At 55.6% G+C, this 26,437-nt stretch carries 22 protein-coding genes and 2 tRNA genes; 11 read left to right on the plus strand and 13 right to left on the minus strand.

The features are described 5' to 3' along the window. The first annotated feature begins 160 nt into the window (after window positions 1-160). Window positions 161-805 (plus strand): HupE/UreJ family protein, encoded by a 645-nt coding sequence (locus J7413_RS07895; protein WP_247743419.1) that lies wholly within the window; start codon window positions 161-163, stop codon window positions 803-805. 22 nt (window positions 806-827) lie between these two features. Then, a complete protein-coding gene (locus tag J7413_RS07900; protein ID WP_209097528.1) occupies window positions 828-1,451 on the plus strand; it encodes a transmembrane anchor protein in 624 nt (207 codons plus the stop codon). Between the two features lie 191 nt (window positions 1,452-1,642). Here J7413_RS07900 and J7413_RS07905 read toward each other — a convergent pair. Further along, window positions 1,643-1,718: transfer RNA gene (locus tag J7413_RS07905), tRNA-Val, on the minus strand. 486 nt (window positions 1,719-2,204) lie between these two features. On the opposite strand from J7413_RS07905, the gene J7413_RS07910 reads away from it, so the two are divergent. Beyond that, window positions 2,205-3,332, plus strand: a complete 1,128-nt coding sequence (locus tag J7413_RS07910) for a TauD/TfdA family dioxygenase (protein WP_209097529.1) — start codon at window positions 2,205-2,207, stop codon at window positions 3,330-3,332. Between the two features lie 115 nt (window positions 3,333-3,447). Here the strand turns inward: J7413_RS07910 and J7413_RS07915 are convergent. The 5 genes from J7413_RS07915 to phaC form a co-directional block, all read right to left on the minus strand. After that, window positions 3,448-3,522 (minus strand) — tRNA-Val (locus tag J7413_RS07915). Window positions 3,523-3,541: 19 nt separating this feature from the next. Beyond that, window positions 3,542-4,015, minus strand: a complete 474-nt coding sequence (locus J7413_RS20505) for an HU family DNA-binding protein (RefSeq protein WP_247743399.1) — start codon at window positions 4,013-4,015, stop codon at window positions 3,542-3,544. Window positions 4,016-4,164: 149 nt separating this feature from the next. Further along, window positions 4,165-4,713, minus strand: coding sequence for a polyhydroxyalkanoate synthesis repressor PhaR (gene phaR, locus J7413_RS07925; protein WP_209097530.1), 549 nt, complete (start codon window positions 4,711-4,713; stop codon window positions 4,165-4,167). A gap of 135 nt (window positions 4,714-4,848) precedes the next feature. After that, window positions 4,849-5,295: a phasin family protein gene (locus J7413_RS07930; protein WP_209097531.1), complete on the minus strand. Its 447-nt coding sequence runs from the start codon at window positions 5,293-5,295 to the stop codon at window positions 4,849-4,851. A gap of 148 nt (window positions 5,296-5,443) precedes the next feature. Then, on the minus strand, window positions 5,444-7,237 hold the full coding sequence (phaC, locus tag J7413_RS07935; protein WP_209097532.1) for a class I poly(R)-hydroxyalkanoic acid synthase: 1,794 nt from the start codon (window positions 7,235-7,237) through the stop codon (window positions 5,444-5,446). Window positions 7,238-7,345: 108 nt separating this feature from the next. On the opposite strand from phaC, the gene phaZ reads away from it, so the two are divergent. From phaZ to J7413_RS07950, 3 genes are all read left to right on the plus strand, one after another. Continuing rightward, window positions 7,346-8,629 carry a polyhydroxyalkanoate depolymerase gene (gene phaZ / locus J7413_RS07940; protein WP_209097533.1) on the plus strand — a complete coding sequence of 428 codons (1,284 nt, stop codon included), beginning with the start codon at window positions 7,346-7,348 and terminating at the stop codon, window positions 8,627-8,629. Between the two features lie 600 nt (window positions 8,630-9,229). Then, window positions 9,230-12,901: a vitamin B12-dependent ribonucleotide reductase gene (locus tag J7413_RS07945; RefSeq protein WP_209097534.1), complete on the plus strand. Its 3,672-nt coding sequence runs from the start codon at window positions 9,230-9,232 to the stop codon at window positions 12,899-12,901. Window positions 12,902-12,911: 10 nt separating this feature from the next. After that, window positions 12,912-13,169, plus strand: coding sequence for a hypothetical protein (locus tag J7413_RS07950; RefSeq protein WP_209097535.1), 258 nt, complete (start codon window positions 12,912-12,914; stop codon window positions 13,167-13,169). 306 nt (window positions 13,170-13,475) lie between these two features. On the opposite strand, the gene J7413_RS07955 is transcribed toward J7413_RS07950, so the two are convergent. From J7413_RS07955 to tgt, 3 genes are all read right to left on the minus strand, one after another. Beyond that, window positions 13,476-14,705 (minus strand): hypothetical protein, encoded by a 1,230-nt coding sequence (locus J7413_RS07955; protein WP_209097536.1) that lies wholly within the window; start codon window positions 14,703-14,705, stop codon window positions 13,476-13,478. Between the two features lie 177 nt (window positions 14,706-14,882). Beyond that, entirely contained in the window at window positions 14,883-17,285 is a 2,403-nt protein-coding gene (gene lon, locus J7413_RS07960) for an endopeptidase La (RefSeq protein ID WP_209097537.1), read from the minus strand. Between the two features lie 299 nt (window positions 17,286-17,584). Continuing rightward, window positions 17,585-18,715 (minus strand): tRNA guanosine(34) transglycosylase Tgt, encoded by a 1,131-nt coding sequence (tgt, locus tag J7413_RS07965; protein ID WP_209097538.1) that lies wholly within the window; start codon window positions 18,713-18,715, stop codon window positions 17,585-17,587. A 134-nt stretch (window positions 18,716-18,849) separates the two neighbouring features. On the opposite strand from tgt, the gene J7413_RS07970 reads away from it, so the two are divergent. Both J7413_RS07970 and J7413_RS07975 read left to right on the plus strand, forming a co-directional pair. Then, window positions 18,850-19,731: an SPFH domain-containing protein gene (locus J7413_RS07970; protein ID WP_209097539.1), complete on the plus strand. Its 882-nt coding sequence runs from the start codon at window positions 18,850-18,852 to the stop codon at window positions 19,729-19,731. A 3-nt stretch (window positions 19,732-19,734) separates the two neighbouring features. Continuing rightward, entirely contained in the window at window positions 19,735-20,013 is a 279-nt protein-coding gene (locus J7413_RS07975; protein ID WP_209097540.1) for a hypothetical protein, read from the plus strand. 88 nt (window positions 20,014-20,101) lie between these two features. Here the strand turns inward: J7413_RS07975 and J7413_RS07980 are convergent, their stop codons facing one another. Further along, entirely contained in the window at window positions 20,102-21,082 is a 981-nt protein-coding gene (locus J7413_RS07980; RefSeq protein WP_209097541.1) for a calcium-binding protein, read from the minus strand. A gap of 229 nt (window positions 21,083-21,311) precedes the next feature. On the opposite strand from J7413_RS07980, the gene J7413_RS07985 reads away from it, so the two are divergent. From J7413_RS07985 to tpiA, 3 genes are all read left to right on the plus strand, one after another. Continuing rightward, complete coding sequence (locus J7413_RS07985; RefSeq protein WP_209097542.1) at window positions 21,312-21,674, plus strand: SUF system Fe-S cluster assembly protein; 363 nt, start codon at window positions 21,312-21,314, stop codon at window positions 21,672-21,674. A gap of 28 nt (window positions 21,675-21,702) precedes the next feature. Further along, on the plus strand, window positions 21,703-22,101 hold the full coding sequence (locus tag J7413_RS07990; protein WP_209097543.1) for an iron-sulfur cluster assembly accessory protein: 399 nt from the start codon (window positions 21,703-21,705) through the stop codon (window positions 22,099-22,101). A 78-nt stretch (window positions 22,102-22,179) separates the two neighbouring features. Next, on the plus strand, window positions 22,180-22,926 hold the full coding sequence (gene tpiA / locus J7413_RS07995) for a triose-phosphate isomerase (RefSeq protein ID WP_209097544.1): 747 nt from the start codon (window positions 22,180-22,182) through the stop codon (window positions 22,924-22,926). A gap of 238 nt (window positions 22,927-23,164) precedes the next feature. Here the strand turns inward: tpiA and J7413_RS08000 are convergent, their stop codons facing one another. The 3 genes from J7413_RS08000 to J7413_RS08010 all read right to left on the minus strand — a co-directional run bounded on the left by J7413_RS08000 (window position 23,165) and on the right by J7413_RS08010 (window position 26,316). After that, entirely contained in the window at window positions 23,165-24,544 is a 1,380-nt protein-coding gene (locus J7413_RS08000) for a TRAP transporter large permease (RefSeq protein ID WP_209097545.1), read from the minus strand. Next, window positions 24,544-25,209: a TRAP transporter small permease gene (locus J7413_RS08005; RefSeq protein WP_209097546.1), complete on the minus strand. Its 666-nt coding sequence runs from the start codon at window positions 25,207-25,209 to the stop codon at window positions 24,544-24,546. Before J7413_RS08005 ends, J7413_RS08000 begins: the two co-directional genes overlap by 1 nt. A 102-nt stretch (window positions 25,210-25,311) precedes the next feature. Then, window positions 25,312-26,316, minus strand: a complete 1,005-nt coding sequence (locus tag J7413_RS08010; RefSeq protein ID WP_209097547.1) for a DctP family TRAP transporter solute-binding subunit — start codon at window positions 26,314-26,316, stop codon at window positions 25,312-25,314. Window positions 26,317-26,437 lie beyond the last annotated feature (121 nt).

The following is a 26,437-nucleotide window of genomic DNA, read 5'->3' on the forward strand; positions in this document are numbered from 1 at the left end:
CTCCTGGAGCGCCCTCCTCGGACCTGACCCGGCCCAACAAGGGTCTTTGGACACAAATTTCAGGACATCCATGGAGATATCAATGCAATCCACCAAAACCGGTGGGCGCTGCCTGCGCACCTTCCGCGCGGCCGCCCCCCTACCATTGTGTGCTGCGCTGATGCTGTATGCATCTACCGCCGCTGCCCATAACGTCACCGAAGGCGACGCGGGCTACATTCAAGAAATCTGGGGCGTAAATCTCATCCCCTTTACCTACCTGGGCGCAAAGCACATGGTCACAGGATATGATCATATACTGTTCCTGCTCGGCGTCGTTTTCTTCCTCTACCGTAGGAAAGATGTCGGCATTTATGTCAGCATCTTCGCCTTCGGCCATTCCGCCACCATGCTTGCGGGCGTCTGGTTCGGCTGGAGCGTAAATGCCTATGTCGTTGATGCCATTATCGGATTGTCCGTGGTCTACAAAGCACTCGACAATCTTGGTGCCTACCAACGTTGGTTTGGGGTGCAGCCCAACACAAAGGCTGCAACCCTGATCTTTGGTCTGTTCCACGGCACAGGGCTGGCCACAAAAATCCTAGACTACGACATCGCCTCCGAGGGGCTGCTGCCCAACCTGCTAGCATTCAATGTCGGCGTAGAGATCGGCCAAGTCTTGGCACTCTCAGCGATCCTCATTGTCATGGGTTACTGGCGCAGATCGCCAACCTTCCTGCAACAAGCCTACACCGCAAATGTGGTCATGATGATGCTTGGCTTCATCCTTGCGGGCTACCAGATTACCGGATTTTTCGTCGCCTGAAACGCGACTAGGAGACAAGTATATGTTCAATTCCAACAAACCAACTCTCGAAGAACTACCCACAACTGCCCAACTTTTGACATCTACATTCATCGCGGCAGCGTCCGCTTTGGTGATCCTTATCACTGTCGTTCTTCCCGCAGAGTACGGGATAGACCCGACGCGCGTGGGGCGGCTTCTGGGACTCGCTGAGATGGGCGAGATCAAATCGCAGCTCGCCACTGAAGCCGAAGAAGATCGACAACGCGACGCCAGCGACAACGATCAGTCGAACCTTCTCAACGACATTCTCGGCATTTTTGTAAGCACCGCCTACGCTCAGGAAGCGGTGGTCTGGCGTGACGAAGTGACCTTTACTCTAGAGCCCGGCGCTTCCGCAGAATGGAAGCTGGAGATGACCCAAGGCCAATCCGCACAATTCCGCATGATTGTAGATGGAGGCCGCGTAAACTTTGATTTGCACGGTCACGGCTCCGGTCAATCTGTCACGTACGAAAAAGGGCGCGGCTCAACCGGATCAGAAGGCACAATCCTTGCGGAGTTTGATGGTGCTCATGGTTGGTTCTGGCGCAATCGCGACAAACAAGCCGTAACGATAACAGTGCAAGTGCGTGGCGAATACAAGGCCTTCAAAGACGCGAGTTAAATGGCTTGGCCGCTGTGCTTTATGAACTTGCATGGCGGCCTTGCACACAGCCACCGGAGCACCACGCCCGCACTGACGGTAAGTTTCAAACCTTTTGGTTGTTTTGCGAGTTCAACCCTCGGAAAAGACGCAGCACCTAACTCAAACTGAGTTCAGTTACGGTAGAGCAATCGAGCAATTCTAAGGAAGAATGGTGGGTCGTGAGAGGCTCGAACTCCCGACATCTTCGGTGTAAACGAAGCGCTCTACCAACTGAGCTAACGACCCGGTGAGGGCGGATTTAGAGAATACTGCGGGGGCATGCAACCCCATTTTTGAACTTTTTTGCCCCGAAATGATTTTCTCTAAAAATTCCGGTCAAATCAGTGTCTGCCTCGCCCCAAACCACAACACCTCCTCATCTATGAAACCTGCGGTTTGAAGCGCAATTAGGTGCGATTCACCTGAACAACAGACTGTGCGCCACCCGCTTTGCAAAAAATCCATGCATGGGGGTGTGAGAGAGAAAAAGAATCTGAGCCATGTCGCTTGTCAGGTCGCATTTGTGTTTGACCGTTTCCAAATCGCGGGCTTAGTCAGGGAGAGATGAGACCCTAATGAAGCCACTCAAGCCACACATGTACTCTCCTGTCGATTTTCCAGCCCTTCTGGGCCGCAGACCGGGCCATCCGTACAAAAAGGCATATGACTGGTGGCCTCCGCCCTCTTTTGCCTGAGCTCAATACTTACATAACTCAGTAAAAAGAGGTCATTATGACTGTTCAGACTCCAAGTGCGCCGGTTCAGATTGAACTGGCAGATACCCTTGTGCGCCTCACCTGGGACCAAGACACCGTTGGCGATTTCCCTTTTATCTGGTTGCGCGAGAATGATCCGGCCGGCTTCCACCCGCAAACGCAGGAACGCCTGACCGATCTCACGGCGATTGCGCTCGACATCAAAGCGGAGTCCGCCGAACAGATTGAATCCCATCTCAAAGTCAGCTGGGCAGATGAACAAGGCGATAGCCTGTATGATCTGGCCTGGCTGCGTGCGCATCGCCCCGGCCAGCGTGCGGCCGATGCCGCGGACACGGGCTTTATCTCCTGGCGCAGCAATCTGTCCGCAGCGGGCATCCCACGCGCCCTTGCGGGGCCTGTCATGCAAGAAGATGCCGCGCTGCAGGATTGGCTGGTTGCGACACGCCAGTATGGCCTGAGCATCATTGAGGGGCTGGCGGACAGCACTGAGGCCGGAATGGATGTGGCAAAACGGATTGGTTTTCTGCGCGAAACCAATTTTGGGGTGACGTTTGAGGTGAAATCAAAACCGAATCCCAACAACCTGGCCTACACGCCGGTGGCCTTGCCGCTGCACACCGATCTGACAAATCAGGAACTGCCCCCGGGCTTTCAGTTTTTGCACTGTCTCGCCAATGAGGCAGAGGGTGGAGAATCGCTGTTCTGTGATGGCTATGCAGTGGCCGAAGATCTGAAGACTATGGATCCGGATGCGTTTGCGGCCTTGTGTGACATCTCAATCCCCTTCCGGTTTCATGATGAAACCACCGACATTCGTGCCCGCAAACGCGTGATCACCTGCGATGACAACGGTGACGTGATTGAGATTTGCTTCAATGCGCATCTGGCGGATTTTCTGGACATCGCCCCGGAGCAGATGGCGCGCTATTACCGTGCCTATCAGATGTTTATGGCGATGACGCGTGATCCCAAATACGTCTTAGATCTGAAACTGAAAGCGGGCGAAATGGTTGTGTTTGACAACCGCCGTGTGTTGCATGGGCGCTCTGCGTTTGATCCCAATACGGGGCGGCGACACCTGCATGGGTGCTATGTGGATCGCGGTGAGTTTGAAAGCCGTTTGCGCATTTTGGCGCGCTGAGACACGCACAGCGGAAAAAGACAAAATGGCGCTTTAAGAAGCGCCATTTTTAGTGATAAGTCAGGTAATTACGCGACGAACTTCAAGTGATTCTTGCGCAAGAAACGGAGGTAAATGGTGGGTGATAAGAGATTTGAACTCCTGACATCTTCGATGTGAACGAAGCGCTCTACCACTGAGCTAATCACCCGGTAGCGCGGCTTCTATCCTCACTCAGCAGGCTCTGCAAGCCCCTCTTTTTCGCTTTCTTGATCGTGTGCCGCTGTGCTTGCCAACTTACGGCGCAAACGCAGGTTTACCACCTGCACATCATCAACCGACTTGCTGTTCTGGATCTTGAGTTTGCCAAGTTCAGGCAGGTTGAGCCCCTGCCCCGCGGCAAGCGTTTCCCCGAGAATCGCGAGTGCGGCCTCCACAGCTGGCTTTACATCGCGCTTTTTCACACCCGAGCGCATCACAACCGCCTCGATCAGCTCTCGCTTGCGCAAGACTGGGAGCGCTTCTGTGGTGTCGGATGGCGTAGGGGACGTGGTTTCGGCCGTCTTTGCCGCGTCAGAAACGCTTGCGTCCTTCAGGCTTGCACTGGATTTGCGCGTGGTTGTGGCGCGCGCTCTGGTTTTGGTTGTTTTCGCCCGCGCAGTGGTCGGTTTGCGGCTGGTTTTTCCTGTTGTGGCTTTGGCCATACTGGCTCCTCATTGGTCTGCTCGACGCCTTGAGCGTAGCGAATCAATGACAAAAACAACAGAAAATTCGCAAATCAGACGCAATATATGCGCACAACCCAAGCTGTGCGCACAAAGATTCGGTGACTGCGGCACCGGAGCTGATCCGCTTATTTGAGCTTGGAAAGTTTTTCCTGAAGCTCCGCCAGCTGTTTCTTGATGTCATCGAGTTCTTCGCCCTCGGCGCTTTCGCGCGTGTCATCTGCGCTCTGCGCTGGCCCGCTCGGCCATCCCATGCCGCCGGTCATGGCCTTCATGAAGGCTTCTTGCTGCGCCTGCATCGCCTCCAGGCCCGGCATCTTCATGCCGCCCCCCATGCTTTCCATGACTTTTTCCTGGCCCTCGCGCAGCATGTCAAAGGAGGTTTGCAAGAATTGCGGCACCATCGAGGTGGCCTGAGTGGTGTAGGCCCGCACCAAATCATTCAGCACATTCAAAGGCAGTACGTTTTCGCCGCGGCTTTCATGCTCCGCAATGATTTGCAGCAAGTACTGACGCGTCAGGTCGTCCCCGCTTTTGAGATCGACAATCTGAACCTCACGCCCAGATCGGATGAAACCGGCGATGTCTTCCAATGTCACATAATCGCTGGTCTCGGTGTTGTAGAGCCGCCGGCTGGCGTACCGTTTGATCAGCAGTGGTTTCTTGTCCTCGCCCACGTCCATCTCCCCATTTTTCTTTGCAGTGCAGAAAAAGCCTATGCGAGTGCAAAACAAAAAGAAAGGGCAGGCCTGAAGCCTGCCCTTGCAAACCGCGCCTCGGGGAGGAGGAGGGGCGCGAAATTTGCTTAGTTTTTATTTTGCTGCCGCTTTTTTCGCAGCGGCAGTCACCTCAGAGGTGGCTTTTTTGACAGCTGCAGTCGCCTCTTCGGTGGCGTCCTTGCCCGCAGACATCAACAACTCAACGGTTTCCATCTGAACTTTTTTTGCCACTTCGGCAAAAGCCGCCATGTTCTCGGCTGCAACTTCTGCCTGAGCGGAGGCAAAATCAGTCAGCGCCTTGGCGTAATCAGCTGGCTCTTCTTTGGCTTTAGACATGTCACCCAGTTTGGACAGGGTGTCTTTGGTCCACTTGGAAGAAATCTCAGAAGATTTCTCAGCGGCGCCCAGCGCAACTGCGGTCAGCTTTTCATTGAGCGCTGCAGAATTTTTGAACGCGTCTTCAAAAGCTGTGGTGTCGACAGGGAAAGAGCCCATCACGTCTTTGAACATTGCAGTTACATCCTGTGCTGCTTTGGCCATTGTTCCAGTTCCTTAATTGAATAACAGCCCGAGTAAGAAAGCAGGGAATGTGGGCTGTGCGTCTAGTCTCTGGAAGCAATATGCATGCTGCAATGCAGCATTTCAAGTTTTTTCTGCTGCATTGCAGCAAAAACCTGCCAAACCGCCTTTATTTCAGCGCTTTTTTGCGCACGTAGTCACCGGGTGCGTCGCCAAGAGCCGGATGCGACGCTGTACCGGGCATGCGCGCTTCGATGTGCTTGCCTGATTTTTTGGACAACCATGCATCCCAACGCGGCCACCACGACCCCTCATGAAACGTCGCCTGCTCCATCCACTCATCGGCAGATAAGCTGAGCTTGGTGTTGGTGTAGTGGCCATATTTCTTTTTGCTGGGCGGGTTCACGATGCCAGCGATATGACCGGACTGCGAAACGATGAAGGTCTTTGAGCGGCTTTTGGTCTGTTGATAGCCGCAATAACAATCTTTCCACCGCGCAATGTGGTCCGTTTCACATGTGACTGAGCAGGTGGGAATATCCACATCTGAAATCTTCAGGGTTTCTCCGCACATCTGGAGGCCCTCACCCACAAATTTGTTAGATTGGCACAGGTCGCGCAAATATTGGTGCGCCATTTTGCCCGGCAGGCCCGAGCCGTCGCCGTTCCAATACAGCAGATCAAAGGCCGGAGGCGCCTCTCCCATCATATAGCTTTTGATGGCGGGCGTGTAGATCAGATCATTGGAGCGCAGGAAGCTGAAGGTGCGCTGCATGATAAAAGAGCGCAGGATCCCCTCTTCTGCGACCTCCTCATCAATACCGTCGATAAAATCGTTTTGCAGAAACGGGGTGAATTCGCCCTGCTCGCCAAAGTCCGTCAGGGTCGTGAAGAACGTGGCAGACTTCAGTGAGTCATCGCCGCGTTTTTTCATAAGCGAGAGCGTCAAATGCAGGGTGGTGCCCGCAATGCAGTATCCAACGGCATTGATCTGTGGCTGCCCGGAGATCTCTTTAATCTGTGCGATTGCCTCCAGAAAGCCTTCCTCGATGTAGTCATCCAGCCCCACATCCGCCAAGCTGCGATCCGGGTTGACCCAACTGACCACAAAGACCGTGTAGCCCTGCGCCACCGCCCACCGGATCAGGCTGTTTTGCTCTTTCAGATCGAGAATGTAGTATTTATTGATCCACGGCGGAAAAATCACCAGCGGCACTTCGTAAACGGTATCAGTGGTGGGGGAAAACTGCAGAAGTTCGAAAAGACGGTTGCGATAGACCACCTTGCCCGGCGCCGTGGCGATGTTGCCGCCAATCTCAAAGGCGCTTTCATCCGCGAGCTTTACCAGAAGTTCGCCATTGTTGGCGTCCAGATCCGCAATCAGGTTTTCCAGACCATCAACGAGGCTCTGCCCCTCTGTTTCAACGGCACGCTCCAACGCTTCCGGGTTGGTGCCCAGAAAATTTGTAGGCGACATCATATCGATGATCTGGCGCGAGAAATAGTCGATCCGCTGTTTGTCCTTGGCGGACAACCCCTCAAGCTCGGAGACCGCAATTTTGATGGCCTCCGCGTTGCGCATGTACTGCTGTTTGAGCATGTTGAAGTACGGATGATCCTGCCAAAAATGATGGGAGAATCGACGGTCGGTTGGCGTATCGTCCTGCGGTGCAGCAAACTGGCCCTTTAAGATCAAATTCTGCGCATCCACGAAGCTTTTGACCGACTTACTCCACAGATCGAGCTGGTTTTCGAGGATTTTCCCGGGGTTTTCCATCATGCCCTGCCAATAGGCAGTGGCAGCATTCACAAAGACCTCAGGCTCAGGTGCATTTAGCTCATTTCTCAGGGGCTTATGACGCGCCATGACCTCTGCGAGCTTTAGCGACAACGCCTCGACTTTTGCGAGGTTGGCATTCAGACGATCCAATTTTTCGCCCGTTTCGATCTCATTTGTTGTCATATTAATACATTCGCCTTAACCTTGCTGCTACGCAGCATAATGATATCCGCCCCTGTAATACTAATGGGGAAACACTTTTCTGGATACCCCAAGGTAAGGAACACACACATGCGGTACATGGCCACGTATGACTTTATGGAGACCATGCGCAACACCAACCAATGGTTGGGGGCGACGGCTTCGGCGATGGCGTCTTATCCAACGATGGCAATGATCCCGAACCCGGCCCTGCAATGGATGGCGGCCTGGGGTCAGGTGACGGAGCGCACCTTTCAGAGGATGGTGGTGAAACCGGACTGGGGCATTCACAATTTTACCTGTGAGGATGGCAAGGACCATCTTGTCAATGTGAACACGCTGATCGAGCGCCCGTTTGGGGATCTGATCCATTTTGAGGTGTCCGGCCGCAAACCCATGAAACGTAAAGTTCTGTTGGTTGCGCCGATGTCGGGGCACTATGCGACCCTGTTGCGCTCCACCGTTAAAAGCCTGATTGCGGATTGCGAAGTCTACATCACGGATTGGCATAACGCGCGCGATATCCCTGTGAGCGAGGGGAAATTCGATGTTGAAGACTACACGCTTTATCTTGTCGATTTTATGAAGCACCTCGGTGCGGACACCCATGTGGTGGCCGTGTGCCAACCAGCGCCGCTGACCCTGGCGGCGACAGCCTATCTGGCGGAAGAAGATCCGGAGGCGCAGCCCCGCTCCCTGACTTTGATTGGCGGCCCGATTGATACGGAAGCCGCCGCGACCGAGGTGACCGACTTTGGCCATCGCGTGACCATGGAGCAGCTGAAGGAAACCATGATCCAGCGGGTTGGCTTCAAATATCCGGGCGTTGGGCGCATGGTGTATCCGGGCCTCCTGCAGCTTCAATCCTTCATGTCGATGAACGCAGAGCGCCACTCCAAAGCCTTTTCCGATCAGATCTTGCGCGTGACGCGCGGTGAGGCGTCTGACCACGATTCTCACAACCGGTTCTATGATGAGTATCTTGCGGTGATGGATATGACCGCAGAGTTTTATCTCACAACTGTGGAGCGAATCTTCAAAAACAACGAGATCGCCAAGAATCAGTTTGTCGTGAACGGACGTACGGTCGATATCGGCAAAATCACCACCGTTGCCATCAAAACTGTTGAGGGTGCGAAGGACGATATCACCGCGCCAGGGCAATGTGTCGCCGCACTGGATTTGTGCACCGGTCTGCCAGACAGCAAGAAAGCAAGCCATGTTGAGCCGGGCGCCGGGCACTATGGCATCTTTGCGGGCAAAAGCTGGCGCAACAATATCCGCCCTCTTGTTCTCGACTTCATTGATGCCAATGCAGCCGCCCCCAAGCGGACAGCTGCGCGCAAACCGGCCAACACCAACTCGGCAGCCTAAGTTAAAGCGCCGCTTTATTGACCAAGAAAGCCGCCCCCGGGTGGCTTTTATTGTTTTGTTAAGTTAAGAACTACCCCTCTCGCCGCAGCACGCAGCAAAACGCAAAATATGCCCGGCCCTGCACGGCCCAACGCTACATATAGCGCATAAACCAAGACGATCACGTCGCACTCACAATTTCGTGCAGAATTATCAAGATCTTAGAGCAGCCCCCCTTGCGTTAAGGTCTTATTAACCTTCTGTGGAGGAATCGCAGGACGTGTAAAAACGGCCTGTGGCAGCGATTTGGTCAACCGATAAAATCCTACTTTTTTGTAAATAAAGTCGTTGACCGATCGCCTTATCTTACGCCAGTTTGTGGGAGCAGCCAAAGAAACACACTAGATATAGTGGCGCTCATGGCAGCAGGGACAAGACGGGATCAATGCCAATTTCGGCAACTTTAGCGGCACCACATTTAGTGTGGCGGTGCGAACACTCTCTCTGTGCCTGATTGAAGCCACCCTCTGCGAGGGCTGAAGGGTTTGTTTTTATGGCGCACAGGCAGCGCGCACTCAGGACGGGTGCGGCGGATATTTGGGAACTGGGAACGAGGCAGGCATGAAGATTCAACGGCGCTTCACCAAGACCGGACAGGACGCATATGCGGACCTCGACTTTGTGACCACCGAATCGGAAATCCGTAACCCTGACGGCACCATCGTGTTCCGACTTGAGAACATCGAAGTTCCGGCCAGCTGGTCTCAAGTTGCCTCTGATGTGATTGCCCAGAAATATTTCCGCAAAGCCGGCGTGCCTACCAAGCTGCGCAAGGTGCGTGAGAAGGATGTGCCTGAGTTTCTGTGGCGCTCTGTGCCTGCCAATGAAGACGTGCAACTTGGCGGCGAAACCAGCGCCAAGCAAGTGTTTGACCGTCTGGCGGGTACCTGGACCTATTGGGGCTGGAAAGGCGGCTACTTCACCTCAGAAGATGACGCCCGCGCCTATTACGATGAAATGCGCTATATGCTGGCCACCCAGCGCGCCGCGCCAAACTCTCCGCAGTGGTTCAACACTGGTATTCACTGGGCCTACGGCATCGATGGGCCAAGCCAGGGCCATTACTACGTGGACCACAAAAGCGGCAAGCTGACCAAATCCAAATCGGCTTATGAGCATCCGCAACCACATGCTTGTTTCATTCAGTCCGTGGCCGACGATCTGGTGGGTGACGGCGGCATTATGGATCTGTGGGTACGCGAGGCGCGGCTGTTCAAATACGGCTCTGGCACCGGCACCAACTTTTCTTCGCTGCGCGCAGATGGCGAATCCCTCTCTGGCGGCGGCAAGTCGTCGGGCCTGATGGGTTTCCTGAAAATCGGTGATCGTGCGGCCGGAGCCATCAAATCTGGTGGCACCACCCGGCGTGCTGCCAAAATGGTGATCGTGGATGCGGATCACCCGGATATTGAAGAATACATCAACTGGAAGGTCAAAGAGGAGCAGAAGGTTGCCTCTATCGTGGCCGGCTCCAAGATGCATGAGCAGAAGCTCAACGCGATCTTTGCGGCGATCCAAGCCTGGGATGGCGCGGAGGCTGATGCCTATGACAGCAAGGTCAACGCAGGTCTGAAGGCGGCGATCCGTGACGCGAAAAGCGTTATGATCCCGGAGACGTACATCAAGCGCGTGTTGGATTATGCCAAGCAGGGCTATGCCAGCATTGAGTTCCCAACCTATGACACCGACTGGGATTCGGAGGCCTATGCCTCGGTCGCTGGTCAGAACTCCAACAACTCGATCCGTGTGACCGACGCCTTCCTGAAGGCGGTTGAGAACGATGAGGACTGGGAGCTGATCCGCCGCACCGACGGGGCCGTTGCCAAAACCATCAAAGCGCGCAAGCTGTGGGAAGATGTGGGCCACGCCGCGTGGGCCTGTGCCGATCCCGGCATCCAGTATCATGACACTGTGAACGCCTGGCACACCTGCCCAGAAGATGGTGAGATTCGCGGCTCCAACCCCTGCTCTGAATATATGTTCCTGGACGACACCGCCTGCAATCTGGCCTCCATGAATCTACTAACTTTCCTGAAGGACGGTAAGTTTCAGGCAGAGGACTATATGCATGCCACCCGCCTGTGGACGGTGACGCTGGAAATCTCTGTGACCATGGCGCAGTTCCCTTCCAAGGAAATTGCGCAGCTGAGCTATGATTTCCGCACGCTGGGCCTTGGCTATGCCAATATCGGCGGTCTGTTGATGAACATGGGCCTGAGCTATGACAGTGACGAAGGCCGAGCGCTGACCGGCGCGCTGACGGCGCTGATGACCGGTGTGGCCTATGCCACCTCTGCGGAGATGGCAGGTGAGCTGGGCGCCTTTGACGGCTATGCGCGCAACAGCCAACACATGCTGCGGGTGATGCGCAATCACCGCCGCGCGGCTTATGGCAAAACCGAAGGTTATGAAGGGCTTGCGGTGAAACCTGTGGCGCTGGATGTGGCGCACTGCCCAGACCAAGTGCTGGTCGCGCTGGCACAATCGAGCTGGGACGAGGCGATCACGCTGGGGGAAAAATTCGGCTATCGCAACGCGCAGACCTCTGTGATTGCCCCCACCGGCACCATTGGGCTGGTGATGGATTGCGACACCACCGGAATTGAGCCTGACTTTGCGCTGGTGAAGTTCAAAAAGCTCGCGGGTGGTGGTTACTTCAAGATCATCAACCGCTCTGTGCCGGCGGCGCTGGAAAAGCTGGGCTATTCTTCGGCGCAGATCGAAGAGATCGTGTCTTATGCGGTTGGGCACGGCACGATTGGCAATGCGCCGGGCATAAACCATACCACGCTGATCGGGCATGGTTTCACCGCCAATGAGATCAACAAGATCGAGGCGGCTCTGGGCTCTGCTTTTGACATCCGCTTTGTGTTCAACCAGTGGACCCTGGGTGAAGAGTTCTGCACAAATGTGCTGGGTATCTCTTCGGAGAAATTGAACGATCCGTCCTTTGAGCTGCTGGCGCATCTCGGCTTTAGCAAAGCCGATGTTGAGGCGGCCAACGATCACGTGTGTGGCACCATGACGCTGGAAGGGGCGCCACACCTCAAGGAAGAGCATTACGCGATCTTTGACTGTGCCAATCCCTGCGGCAAGAAGGGCAAGCGCTACCTGTCGGTGGACAGCCACATCACCATGATGGCGGCGGCGCAGAGCTTCATTTCCGGCGCGATCTCCAAGACGATCAACATGCCCAATGACGCCACCATTGAGGACTGTCAGAAGGCCTATGAGCTATCTTGGTCGCTCGGCATCAAAGCCAATGCGCTATATCGTGACGGCTCTAAATTGTCCCAACCACTGGCGGCAGCGCTGGTGGAAGACGATGATGATGCCGCAGAGGTTCTGGAAACAGGCTCTCTGCCTGCAAAGGCACAGGTTCTGGCGGAGAAGATTGTCGAGAAAATCGTCATCAAAGAAGTGGCACGTGGCCGCGAAAAGATGCCTGAGCGCCGCAAGGGCTATACGCAGAAAGCCGTGGTGGGTGGCCATAAAGTCTATCTGCGCACCGGGGAATATGCGGACGGTGCGTTGGGTGAGATTTTCATCGACATGCACAAAGAAGGTGCTGGCTTCCGTGCGATGATGAACAACTTCGCCATCGCTGTGTCCGTTGGCCTGCAATATGGCGTGCCGCTGGAAGAGTTTGTGGATGCCTTTACCTTCACCAAATTTGAGCCTGCGGGCATGGTGCAAGGCAATGACAGCATCAAAAACGCCACCTCCATTCTGGATTATATCTTCCGTGAGCTGGCTGTGTCCTACCTTGACCGCACAGACCTCGCGCATATCAAACCAGAAGGCACCAGCTTTGATGACATGGGCCGTGGTGAGGAAGAAGGCGTTTCCAATGTTTCCGAACTGAGCGAAAGCGCGGCGAACCGCTCGCTTGAAGTGCTCAAACAGATTTCCTCGACAGGGTATCTGCGCAAACGTTTGCCGCAAGAACTTGTGGTTTTGAATGGCGGTGGCGGGGTCTCGCCAGACCTGGGGGACCCTATCCAAAAGTTGAACGCCCTTATACCGGAAACCACTGGTGCTGGCCTGTCTGACGTGGCATCCAGCGCGCCTGCCTCTGGCTCTGTAGCGACACTGACAATGGACGCAAGATCCAAAGCCAAGATGCAGGGCTATGAGGGCGACCCCTGCGGCGACTGTGGCAACTACACATTGGTGCGCAACGGCACCTGCATGAAATGCAACACCTGCGGCGCGACAAGCGGCTGCAGCTAAGGAGAATACCGTGACGACACCGAAGCGCAGAAGCCTTCGATCCGAAGACGCAACGGCCCAGGTTCGAGAGATCACCCCGGCTGAAAAACCGATGACGGAAGAAATTGCCGTGGTTGGGCGGATTTCCGTTCGGCGCGCATGGGCCAAAGAGGTGCGCAAAGGCGCAAAGCAGAAGCTGCTTGGTGGCGAAGCCGCCGCGTCGCAGCAAGATACGGACACAGGTTACGCGGAACAGCTGCTGTACGCCGCGAGCCAACGTCGCGCCTAAACAGGGCGCATAAGGAGATCCCGGGGGGACCTGGGTAGGGGGCCACTGCCCCCGACGAAATACCCCGCTGTCGCTGTCTGGTGACAGAGGAGAGACCCGGAGCGGGTGCGCTCGTTCCGACGACATTCAGGCCGCAGGCAAAAAACATCGAGCGGTACATAGAGTGAGCCTGAATGGCGAAACTGGGGGGCCTCGCGCCCCCCAATTTTTTTGCGCGGCGTGGCCGCTCTTCAGGCAACATGCACATCGCACATGAAAAAGCGCGCCACAAATGTGACGCGCTGTGTGTCTCAGCTTTCGGTCTCGTCAGTGTGCTGAGGCCCCTGCCCCTGCACCAGTCATGTCGGACGTCTTGGCAAGCATGGCTTCGAAATTCTCGAAGATCCGATGCATGTGTTTGCTTTTGTACGGGAAAATCGCATCTGAATCCATGTCGTGCACGATCAGAGCGTTGTCGGCCTCAAACACCACCAGATTTCCGTCGGTGTCTTCGGCGCAATCGATGCCAAAGTAGTTGAGCCCGATCCCGGTGGTCAGCGCCTCAAACGCATGGGCGTGGCGATGTGCAAAATCGGCATCGAAACCTTCCATCCACGCGGCTTCTTCTGCACGCTTTTCAGGATGCTGATCCATGTGGGCGTTGAGATACCACACATCCCATTGATCGGCGATTGCCATGTGGCAGGGGAAAGCTTTGCCGTTCACGAAAACGATCCGGTACTTACGGAACTGACCATCGGTAGCGGTCGCATAGTCCACATATTCAGACACAAAGAAATCCTGCGATGGCTGGCGCAACAGATAATCCACCAGAGCGTCGCGGTCGTCGACTTTCTCAAGGCCTAGCCCTGCGTGAGAACCAACCGGGCGAATGATGTACGGGTATCCTCCGACCTCTGACAGCGCCGCCTCTTCACCGCCCGCAACCAGCGCGGAAATCAGTGCATCACGCGTGATCCGTGTGGTTTTGGGGAAGCGCAAGCCACGCACAAAAGGGAAGATCTGCGCCAGCACATCGCGATCCAGATCAACAGCACCATCAGGCAGATTGAAGGTGGGAACACCGCTTTGCGCGGTCAGAGCGCGCACAGTTTCAAAGAACGGCTGTGCAATCTCGGAATCAGTCGGAACTGCGCAGAAGGCAACATCATGCTCTGGCAGCACATTCTGTGCGCCGGGTGTGAGATCTGGATAGTAGGTGATGATCTCAAAATCGGAGGTTTCCAGCAAGAATTCGATGGGCGTGTTGCCGCCCACATGGCTGGGTTCAGCAAACACCAGAAGCTTAGGCTGTGCGGTTTCACGGCGGTTGATGGAGAACATGCGGTGGCCTTCAAGCGCCTTGGCCTGCCACTTGAGGCCCTCTTCCTGATTGCCGTGGAGTTGGTCAATCACCGAAAGGTCCATAAAAATGCCATCGGTGTCTTCGCTCTGCTCGGACTTGGAGAGCAGCTCTGCCCGCAGCGGCATCAAATCGATTCCGTCAAAGGCCATCTTCGTCAGCCGTGCAAGGCCGAGTCGTGTTTGAGGTTCCATTCTGGCTCCTGATGTAAAATGCCCCTTTGAGATGCCGGAATATGATTAATGAAGGATGGCCAAAGCCCCCCGACACCCTGTTAAAATCGTTCGGTTTTTTCCTAAAATTGAATGTAGTTGACCAACAAAAAGGCGCGCCAGTTTCCTGACGCGCCTTCAAATATCTATTGCGGTCGCTTAATGCGCGCGGGCGCTTGCGGCCTCTTCTTTCTTGAGGGCTGCGGCGGCAGCTTCTTCTGCCGCTTCGTCCCACTCAATGGCTTCGGGCTCTTCCGTTAGCGCGAGCTTCAGCACTTCGGAGACGTGTTTGACTGCGATGATTTCCAGACCGTCTTTCACGTTGTCAGGAATATCGGCCAGATCTTTCTCGTTCTCCTGTGGGATGAGCACCGTCTTGATGCCGCCACGCAGCGCCGCCAGCAGCTTCTCTTTGAGGCCACCAATCGGCATCGCGTTGCCGCGCAGAGAGACCTCGCCGGTCATGGCGATATCTTTGCGCACAGGGATGCCGGTCAGCACAGACACAATCGAAGTGACCATGGCGAGACCCGCAGAGGGGCCATCCTTGGGCGTGGCGCCATCTGGCACGTGCACGTGGATGTCGATCTTGTCAAAGACCGTTGGCTTCACACCAATCTGCGGGCTGATGGACCGCACATAAGAGCTTGCTGCATCGATGGACTCTTTCATCACATCGCCGAGCTTACCGGTGGTTTTCATCCGGCCCTTACCGGGCAGTTTCAGACCTTCGATGTGCAGCAGATCCCCGCCGACGCTGGTCCAGGCCAGACCGGTGACAACGCCCACCTGATGCTCTTCTTCGGCCAGACCGTAGCGGTATTTCTTTACACCCAAGAAGTCATCAAGGTTTTCAGCGGTGACCGAAACGGTCTCCTCTTCGCCTTTGACAATTTTGGTAACGGATTTCCGCGCCAGTTTCGCCAGCTCACGCTCAAGGTTCCGCACGCCCGCTTCGCGGGTATAGGTGCGTATCACCTCTTGCAGCGCCTCATCAGAGACTTCGAACTCGCCCTTTTTCAGGCCGTGGTTCTTGATCTGTTTGTCGATCAGGTGCTGACGCGCGATCTCACGCTTTTCGTCCTCGGTGTAACCGGCCAGCGAAATAATCTCCATCCGGTCCAGAAGCGGGCCCGGCATGTTGTAGGAGTTCGCCGTGGTCAGGAACATCACGTTAGAGAGATCGTATTCCACCTCAAGGTAGTGATCCACAAAGGTGCCGTTCTGCTCTGGATCGAGCACTTCGAGCATCGCAGAGGCCGGATCGCCACGGAAATCCTGCCCCATCTTGTCGATTTCATCGAGCAGGATCAGCGGGTTGGTGGTTTTCGCTTTCTTCAGCGCCTGAATGATCTTGCCCGGCATGGAGCCGATGTAAGTCCGGCGGTGGCCACGGATCTCGCTTTCATCGCGCACGCCGCCAAGGCTGATGCGGATGAACTCGCGACCCGTCGCTTTCGCAACGGATTTGCCCAGCGAGGTTTTACCCACACCTGGAGGGCCAACAAGGCAGAGGATCGGGCCTTTGAGCTTAGAAGAGCGCTGTTGCACTGCGAGATACTCGACAATGCGCTCTTTCACTTTCTCAAGACCATAGTGATCCTTGTCCAGCACGGTTTGCGCGCCCTTGAGATCTTTCTTCACGCGGCCACGCTTGTTCCATGGAATGGAGAGCATCCAATCCAGATAGTTGCGCACCACGGTGGCCTCGGCGCTCATCGGGCTCATGTTCTTGAGCTTCTTGAGTTCTGCGTCGGCTTTTTCTTTGGCCTCTTTGGAGAGCTTGGTTTTGGAGATCTTCTCTTCAAGCTCGGCAATTTCGCCTTCGCCCTCTTCGCCGTCGCCCAGCTCCTTCTGAATGGCCTTCATCTGCTCATTCAGATAGTACTCGCGCTGGGTCTTCTCCATCTGAGATTTGACGCGAGTTTTGATCTTTTTCTCGACCTGTAGAACGCTCATCTCGCCCTGCATCAGGCCATAGACCTTCTCCAGACGTTCGCTCACAGACAGGGTTTCGAGAAGCTCCTGCTTTTCAGACACTTCAATGCCGAGGTGCCCCGCCACAAGATCAGCCAGACGCGCGGGCTCAGCGGCTTCTTCAACCGCGCTGAGCGCCTCTTCGGGGATGTTCTTTTTAACCTTGGCATAGCGCTCAAACTCATCGCCAACAGAGCGCAGCAGCGCTTCGATGGTGGCGGCGTCGCCGGGCAGCTCTTCAAGTGGCTCAGCGGTGGCTTCAAAGAAGTCCTCGTTTTCCAAGAAGTCGGTGATTGTCACGCGGCTCTGGCCTTCGACCAACACCTTAACGGTGCCGTCGGGGAGCTTCAGTAGCTGCAGCACATTGGCCAGCACACCTGTGCGATAAATACCGTCGATGTTGGGATCGTCTTCTGCAGGGTCAATCTGACTGGAGAGCAGAATTTGCTTGTTATCGGCCATCACCTCTTCGAGCGCGCGAACCGATTTGTCCCGGCCCACGAACAGCGGCACGATCATATGTGGGAAAACCACGATGTCGCGCAACGGCAGAACGGGGTAGGATGTGTTGAGAGGATCTTGCATAAGTATTCCTTGTTCTAGCAAAGCGACACTGGCCCCTCCATGAGGCAGCCACCCGGCCACTTTCCGTTTCCTCGGCTTATTGATTTGGGGGGCGTGCCCCCTGCTTTCAACAGCTTTTTGTTCGTTGGAGCACACAATGCCTTTACAGAAGGTGAGGAACAAGGCGGAAAGGCGCCCTACAGGCGTTTTTTCGCGGGGTTTTTGGGGGGAGTTATAGACATTCCTACCAAAGCAGCGCCAAGCCCAACCAAAAAGCCCCCGCAGGTTGCGAGGGCTCAATCGGTTTGCATTTTCTGGGCTTACAAAGGCTCAATGTCACCTTGCGCGCGCCCGGCATGGAAAGCCGCTTCCCAAGCCGCAAAAGTACCTGCTGCAATGGCATCGCGCATGCCCTGCATGATGTCTTGGAAATAATGTAGATTGTGCCATGTCAGCAGCATGCCTGAGATCATCTCGTTGCTACGGAACACGTGATGCAGGTAGGCGCGGGAATAGTTGCTGCAGGCAGGGCAGCTGCAGTTTTCATCCAGTGGGCGCGGATCATCGGCGTGACGCGCGTTTTTGATGTTCACCACGCCGTGACGGGTAAACACCTGCCCCGTGCGGCCAGAGCGGGACGGCAGCACGCAATCCATCATGTCGATGCCGCGCTTCACCGCGCCGACGATGTCGTCCGGTTTGCCCACGCCCATCAGGTAGCGCGGCTTGTCCACCGGCAACATATCCGGGGCATAGTCCAGACAGCCAAACATCGCCTCCTGCCCTTCGCCCACTGCAAGACCGCCAACGGCATATCCGTCAAAGCCGATCTCTTTAAGGGCTTCAGCACTCTCTTCGCGGAAGTCCTGCTCCAGCCCGCCCTGCTGGATTCCAAACAGCGCATGGCCCGGCCGATCGCCAAATGCGTCGCGTGAGCGCTGCGCCCAGCGCATGGACAGCCGCATACTTTCAGCAATCCGGTCCCGATCCGCCGGCAAAGCTGGGCATTCGTCAAAACACATCACAATGTCACTGCCCAAAAGTTTCTGAATCTCCATCGAGCGCTCAGGGGTCAGCGCGTGTTTGGAGCCATCGATGTGGCTTTTGAACGTGACCCCCTTCTCCGTCAGCTTGCGCAGACCGGCGAGGCTCATCACCTGAAAACCGCCACTGTCAGTGAGAATGGGGCGCTCCCAGTTCATGAATTTGTGCAGACCTCCGAGACGGTCAATCCGCTCTGCCGTGGGGCGCAGCATCAAATGATAGGTGTTGCCCAGCAAAATATCCGCCCCAGTGGCGCGCACACTTTCAGGCATCATGGCTTTCACCGTTGCGGCGGTGCCCACAGGCATAAACGCAGGGGTGCGGATTTCACCACGCGGCGTGTCGATCACACCTGTGCGGGCTTTGCCATCTGTAGCCTTAAGCGAGAACGAGACTTTCTCTGTCATCACACACCTTCATTGGGGAACATTTCGCGCATTCTCCCCCTCCTTACGCGCTTGTGTTTGGGTTGTAAAACACCCTGCAGTTCCCATATTCTAAACCATAGAAACCCAAGCATTTTTTGGAGAACATAGACCCAATGGAAGAGCTGGTACTAAGCTTACTTTCCCAAAACATCGTCCTGATACTAGGCGCGATTTTCCTGATCATCGTCGTTCTGAAAGGCGTGCGCATCGTGCCGCAGTCGGAAAAACACGTGGTCGAACGCTTTGGCCGCCTGCATTCGGTGCTTGGGCCAGGGATCAACTTTATCGTGCCATTTCTGGACGTGGTTCGCCACCAGATCTCCATTCTGGAACGCCAGCTGCCCAACGCAACCCAAGACGCCATCACCAAAGACAACGTGCTGGTGCAGATCGATACCTCGGTGTTTTACCGCATTCTGGAACCAGAAAAGACGGTTTACCGGATCCGCGATGTAGACGGGGCCATTGCCACAACGGTGGCCGGTATTGTGCGCGCCGAGATCGGCAAAATGGATCTGGACGAAGTGCAATCCAACCGTGCCAATCTGATTGCTTCTATCCAAAGCAGCGTTGAGACCGCGGTGGATGACTGGGGGATTGAGGTCACGCGCGCGGAAATCCTCGATGTAAACCTCGACCAGGCCACACGGGATGCCATGCTGCAACAGCTGAACGCCGAACGCGCGCGCCGTGCGCAGGTGACAGAAGCTGAGGGGCAAAAGCGCGCTGTTGAGCTGCAGGCGGATGCGGAGCTTTACGCCGCAGAGCAATCCGCCAAAGCACGCCGGATTGAAGCGGAAGCCGAAGCCTATGCCACCGGCGTTGTCGCTCAGGCGATCAAGGACAATGGTATCGAGGCAGCGCAGTATCAGGTGGCCCTGAAACAGGTGGAATCGCTCAATGCGCTCGGCAACGGAGAAGGCAAACAGACCATCGTTTTGCCAGCGGCGGCGATTGAAGCCTTTGGCGACGCTTTCAAGCTGTTGAAAGGATAAAGCATGCCCGACCTGATGACGACATGGTGGATCTGGCTTGCAGCTGCGCTTGTGCTCGCAATTTTGGAAGTGTTGGCGCCGGGCTTTGTCTTTCTGGGATTTGCAATTGCTGCTGCAGTGGTCGGCCTTGCTTTGATCGGCCCGCTCAAGCTGTTGTCGGTGCCGATGCTGCTGTTGATTTTTGCTGCGCTCAGCCTGGCTGCATGGTTGATCCTAAGGCGTGTGTTCGCTCTGCCCAAAGGTCAGGTGAAAACCTTTGATACTGACATCAACGACCCTTAATCAACGCTTTCAAGGCAGATAATAAAAAAGGGGCCCCCGTTCCGAGGGCCCCTTTTTTGGTCCAGAATTTTTGGGTCCGGTCGGTCAATCACTCAAAAACGAAAGCGCTGTCAACGGAGGCTGCTGTGGATTGCAGCACTATAATTTCCAAAGCGCCGTCGATCAGAATTTGGCAGTCAGCGCCATTTTGTGCAACGCTCACCTGACCAGAGCTGATGCCACGGAAATTGATGGTATCGATGCCCTCTTCAAAGTCCATGATCTGATCGAGCGCAGCGTCGGCTTGCGATCTGGCGGTGAAGACAAAGGCGTCAGCCCCTTCGTCGCCAAACATCTCGTCGCTGCCGGTGCCACCCTGAATGATGTCATCCCCAATGCCGCCGTCGACAATATCGTCCCCGATGTCGCCGTTTATGGAATCATTGCCCTCATCACCAAAGACGCGGTCACTTTCAGTGCCACCAAATAAGGTGTCGTTGCCGCATCCACCAAAGATCAGATCCTCATCGGTGTTTCCGAGAATGAAGTCTGCGTAGTCCCCGCCTTCGATGGTGTCATTGCCTTCGTTGCCCGCGATGGTGGCAGCAAAGCCTTCAGCCACTTCGATGTCGTCATTGGTAATCAACCCACTGATCACATCGGTGCCGTTGGGCGGTGGGCCCATCGGGCAAGGATCAAGCGTTGGATCGACACCGTTGTCGACAATATCGCAGAATTTCTCTGTCAACATGTCACGCAACTCGTCTTTGTTGCACAGCACGTACCATTTTGACGACAGACAGTCTTTGACCTCCTGAAGAAATGCTTCTTTGGTCGCTTCATCCTCGAATGCTGGTCCGACGCAGAACTTCTGCTCAATCTCTTTCAGGAACTGGTGCTTTTTGTAGTAAAAATTGCACCAATTCACATCGTCCAGAAATGCGTTTGATGCCTCAATAAAAGCGGCTTTCAATTCCGCAGGAGAACCATCTTCGCATTCGTAGCAATTGTCGTCATCGTTATTTTGTTTGATTTTCCAAGACTTGAAATAAAATTTCTTGGCAAAAAAGGCTTTCAAAAAAAACCACATATTTAACTCCCATTACCATTCACCACGCGGCACCGTACCCAAGACATAAAAAAAATTCCACAAAAATGGCTAAAACTTGCCATAAATGGCGCAAGTCACGCAGAAGTCATTCGACTTTGATGAGAAGGTATGAGTGGGACAACTGGCGCACAGGACGTGCCGTATGCAAAGGCTAGACGCCGCAACGCCCCATCCCTATATATTCTGTCAGAAACTGATTGAGACATCCATGACACAAGCTCCTGACCCTGTCGAAGGCACCCCTCTGATTGAACCCTCCAGCACGGATCATCCGCTTCACGACCAGATCGTGGAGGCATGCCGCAGCGTGTATGATCCTGAGATCCCGGTGAATATCTACGACCTTGGCCTGATCTACACGATCCTGATCAACGACGACAACGATGTGAACGTGATCATGACGTTGACAGCCCCAGGCTGCCCGGTCGCCGGAGAGATGCCCGGTTGGGTCCAAGAAGCGGTGGCAGGTGTCGGTGGCATTCGCACGGTGGAAGTGGCGCTGGTATGGTCCCCGCCATGGGGTATGGAAATGATGAGCGATGAAGCGCGGCTCGAGCTGGGCTTTATGTGACTTTGCAAAAGCTTAGAAAGGAAAGCTGATGTTTGGCATTCCGGGAAAACAAGCGATCACCATGACCCAATCTGCGGCCAAGCAGATCTCTAAACTGATGGCCAAAGAGGGCCACGCCGGTCTGCGCATTGGCGTGAAAAAAGGCGGTTGCGCTGGCATGGAGTATACCATGGACTACGTGACCGACACCAACCCGCACGACGAAGTGGTCGAGCAGGACGGTGCGATCGTGATGATCGCCCCTATGGCGCAGATGTTCTTGTTCGGAACAGAGATTGATTATCGCGTTTCCCTGTTGGAAAGCGGCTTTCAATTCAACAACCCCAATGTCGCAGACGCTTGTGGCTGCGGGGAATCCATCAAGTTCAAAGACATGGACGAGCTGGCTGAGCAGGTGGCGGCAAATGGTGCGCCAAAACTCACCTGAGCGCTTGACGTAGCCTGCCCATACTCTCATGACTTGCGCTAACATTGCACAGATCAAGTCATAAACGGAGGGGCAGGAATGCGTCGCAAACTGGCAGCAGGAAACTGGAAAATGAACGGCACCGCCACAGCTTTGGCGGAGCTTGAAACACTGGCAGCCGCGGGCGCGCGCAACCAGACAGACGTGCTGATCTGCCCCCCTGCCACACTCATTTCACGCGCAGCTGATTCTGCCGGGGGGGCCTTGGACATTGGCGGTCAGGATTGTCACGCCAACACAAGCGGTGCCCACACCGGCGATGTTTCTGCGGAGATGCTGAAAGACGCAGGCGCAAGCCATGTGATCCTTGGCCACTCCGAGCGGCGCGAAGATCACGGCGAAACCGATGTGGATGTTAACGCCAAGACCATAGCAGCACTGGCAGGCGGGCTGATCGCTGTGGTCTGTGTGGGCGAAAGCCTCGCAGAGCGTGAGGCAAATCAGACACTGGACGTGATTGGCGCGCAATTGGCGGGCTCAATCCCTGACGATGTGAGCGGCGCAACACTGGTGGTCGCCTATGAACCGATCTGGGCGATTGGCACCGGCAAGGTGCCAACGCTGGAACAGATTGGCGAAGTGCATGATTTCATGCGTGCGGAGCTCGGCGCCCGGTTCGGTTCTGACGTCGGCGATGCGATCCGCCTGCTCTATGGCGGCTCTGTGAAACCGGGCAATGCCGCAGAAATCTTTGCTGTGTCCAATGTGGATGGTGCGCTTGTGGGCGGCGCCAGCCTCAAGGCGGCTGATTTTGGTGCCATCATCACCGCACTTGACGCGGCCTAAAACCGCTTGGGTGGCGCGGGTCAAGGCGCGCGTGAGCGCCCGCGCAGCGGCCTGGCCTTGAGGCGGGCCGCGCAAGCCTAACACTGGGATTGGCGCGTTCAGGGCAGACCTGCCCCTGAACCGCTTCTCCGCAAAACTGCCTAATCCTAACCCACAACAAAAAACGACGCCCCGAGATCGGAGCGTCGCCTTGCGTTTTTCTGAATAAGAGCGCGCGGAAGCGCACCGCTTACTTCCCCTAGTTGGTGATGATCTCCGGCCCCATGACCGCATTGGGCAGCACGGTGGAAATCCAGGGAATATAGGTGATCATGATCAGGAAGACGAAGAGCACCGCCAGGAACGGCAGGGCCGCCCGCACCACGCCCATCATCGGCATCCCGGCCACACCGGAAGTCACAAAGAGGTTGAGACCCACCGGAGGTGTGATCATACCGATTTCCATGTTCACCACCATGATGATGCCCAGATGGATCGGATCAATGCCCAGTTCAATCGCAATCGGGAACACCAGCGGAGCGACGATCACCAGAAGGCCTGAGGGCTCCATGAACTGACCACCGATCAGCAGGATCACATTGACCACGATCAGGAACATGACTGGGCCAAAGCCTGCTGACAGCATGGCGTTGGCAATGGTCTGCGGCACTTGCTGTTCGGTCAGAACATGCTTCAGGATCAGCGCATTGGCGATCACAAACAGCAAGGTAACCGTCAGTTTGCCGGCCTCAAACAGCGTGTGCTTGGTGTCTGCGTGAAAGAAAGATGTGATCAACGCGTGTGGCTTCTTGAACAGGGAGACCTTCTGGCCGCCGTTGTTCTCTGCCGCCAAAGGCCCCATGTCTTTGTAGACAAAGCAAGCGATGAAGAACGCGTAGACCGCTGCCACGGCTGCTGCCTCTGTCGGGGTGAAAACACCGCCGTAGATGCCGCCGAGGATGATCACGATCAGGAACAGGCCCCAGCCCGCTTCCATGCCGCTCTGCACGATCTCGCCAAAACCGTTCCATTCGCCTTTGGGCAGGTTTTTCACCTTGGCCATGACGTAGATGGTCACCATCAGCATGAGGCCCGCCAGCAGGCCCGGAATCACACCCGCAAGGAACATACGGCCCACGGAGACTTCCACCGCTGCCGCATAAACCACCATCACGATGGAGGGCGGGATCAGAATGCCGAGCGTGCCTGCGTTACAGATCACACCGGCGGCGAATTCTTTGGAGTAGCCGACCTGACGCATGCCCGCGATCACGATGGAGCCGATGGCCACAACGGTCGCTGGTGAGGAGCCTGAGAGCGCAGCAAACATCATGCAGGCAAACACACCCGCAATCGCCAGACCGCCGGGCAGATGACCCACGCAGGCAATCGAGAAGCGGATGATGCGGCGCGCCACACCACCTGTGGTCATGAAGGAACTTGCCAGAATGAAGAACGGGATCGCGAGCAGCGTGAAGTGGCCCTCGAAGGCTTCAAACAGCGTGCCTGCAACCGAGGCCAGCGTGGCATCGCCAAAAATCAGCAGGAACAGAATCGAGCTGAGACCAAGGGAGACCGCAATCGGCACCCCGATCAGCAAGAGGCCAATCACCATGGCAAAAAGTAGTACAACAGCCATCAGTCGTGCTCCCCTTGAAGTGCGCGCACTTCTTCAATTTCGTCTTCTACCTCGTGGCTTGCCACAAGACGGTCGGTCTCGCCTCGGAAAATGGCCATCGATGCTTGCGCAAAGCGATACACCAGCAAAAGCATGGAGATTGGCAGAACGATGTAAGGCACCACTTTGGGCATCTTTTCATATGCGTCGCCGTAGTTGATCAGATCTTCCAGAAACGTCAGTGCGCCGATCATCGGCACGTCTTGCACCTCATAGAAAGACTGGCTGCGCGCCTTCAGGTCAAAGCCGGTCGGGAACCAACGCCCGGAGGTGGGCGGCAGATCGGCAAACACGGCCCAATAGTCATAGGCGCCTTTCAGCATCAGCAGCGAAAACGCCAGGCAGGCCGCCGCTGCGATCAGGCCAAGCACACGTGCGGTGGCGGGGCTGACCATATTGATGATGGCATCCACGCCCAGATGGCTGTGTTTCTTAACCGCGTAAGAAGCGCCCAGTAGCACCAGCCAGGCAAACAGAAAAACTGTCGCCTCCAGCGCCCAGAGAATGTTTGAGTTGAAACCGAACCGGGCAATCACATTGGCAAAGGTGATCAATGTCATGCTGCCCAGAAGAAACGCGATCAGCGTCTCTTCGATCCGGTCCACAAAGCTATGCTTGGTTTGCATTGTCCTGCGTCCCGCTTGTGTTTTGAGTGGATTTTGGTTGCAAAACGGGCGGGCCATTGGCGGCCCGCCCGCTCAAATTTCATCAGGATTTCAGCCCTGAAATCAGCCCGCGGCGTTGATCGCCTGCGCTGCGTCGATGTTGTCTTGGCCAACATCGTCGGTGAATTTTTCCCAGACAGGTTTCATCGCTTCGACCCATGCCAGACGCTGTTCTGGGGTCAGCTCACGAATGGTGCCGCCCGCGTCGATGATGGATTGACGCGCCGCCAGATTCACCGCTTCCGCTTCTTTGTTGCGAGTGTGGGTCACTTCCTGGAAGATGGTGATGAACTGGGTGCGCACATCTTCTGGCAGGCTGTCGAGCCAGTCCACGGAGGTCACAACCAGATAGTCGAGGATACCGTGGTTGGTCTCTGTGATGCCGTCCTGCACCTCAAAGAACTTCTTGCCGTAGATGTTGGACCAGGTGTTTTCCTGACCGTCCACAACGCCCTGTTGCAGCGCGCCGTATACTTCGGAGAAGGCCATCTTCTGCGGGGAGCCACCCATGGCTTCCATCTGTGCCACAAGCACGTCAGAGGACTGCACGCGGAACTTCAGACCGTTGGCGTCCGCTGGTGTTTCCAGAGGCACGTTGGCAGACATCTGCTTCATGCCGTTGTGCCAGTAGCCCAGACCCTGCAGGCCACGGCGTTGCATGCTGTCGAGCATGGCCTGACCTTTGTCAGACGCTTGGAACGCATCGACTGCTGCCAGATCTTTGAACATGAAGGGCAGGTCAAACAGACGGAACTGTTTGGTGAATTTTTCAAATTTGGACAGCGAAGGCGCGGCGAGCTGTACGTCGCCCTGAAGCATCGCTTCGAGCACTTTGTTGTCATTGTACAGCGTGGAGTTCGGGAAGACCTCCATGCACATCTTGCCGTCCATCTCTTCGTTCACGCGCTTTTCCAGAAGCGACGCAGCAATCCCTTTGGGGTGCTTGTCGGTGTTGGTCACGTGGCTGAATTTGACGACGATTTCGCCCTCGTCACAGGCCGCAGCGGCAAAGGTTGCGCCGGTTACAGTCAATGCCATAGCGGTGGCTGCTGTGGTCAAGAATTTCATATCTCTTTTCCTCCCAGATATTCGTTCTAGTGCCTTCAGCGCCCGTACACAGACCAAAGCGCTGGATGCCAAGACTGTGACCATAGGCAAGGAAGCGCTCAAGAAATTCTTGCAATTGCGC

It is taken from the genome of Shimia sp. R10_1, from assembly GCF_017744095.1.
Lineage (GTDB): Bacteria > Pseudomonadota > Alphaproteobacteria > Rhodobacterales > Rhodobacteraceae > Shimia.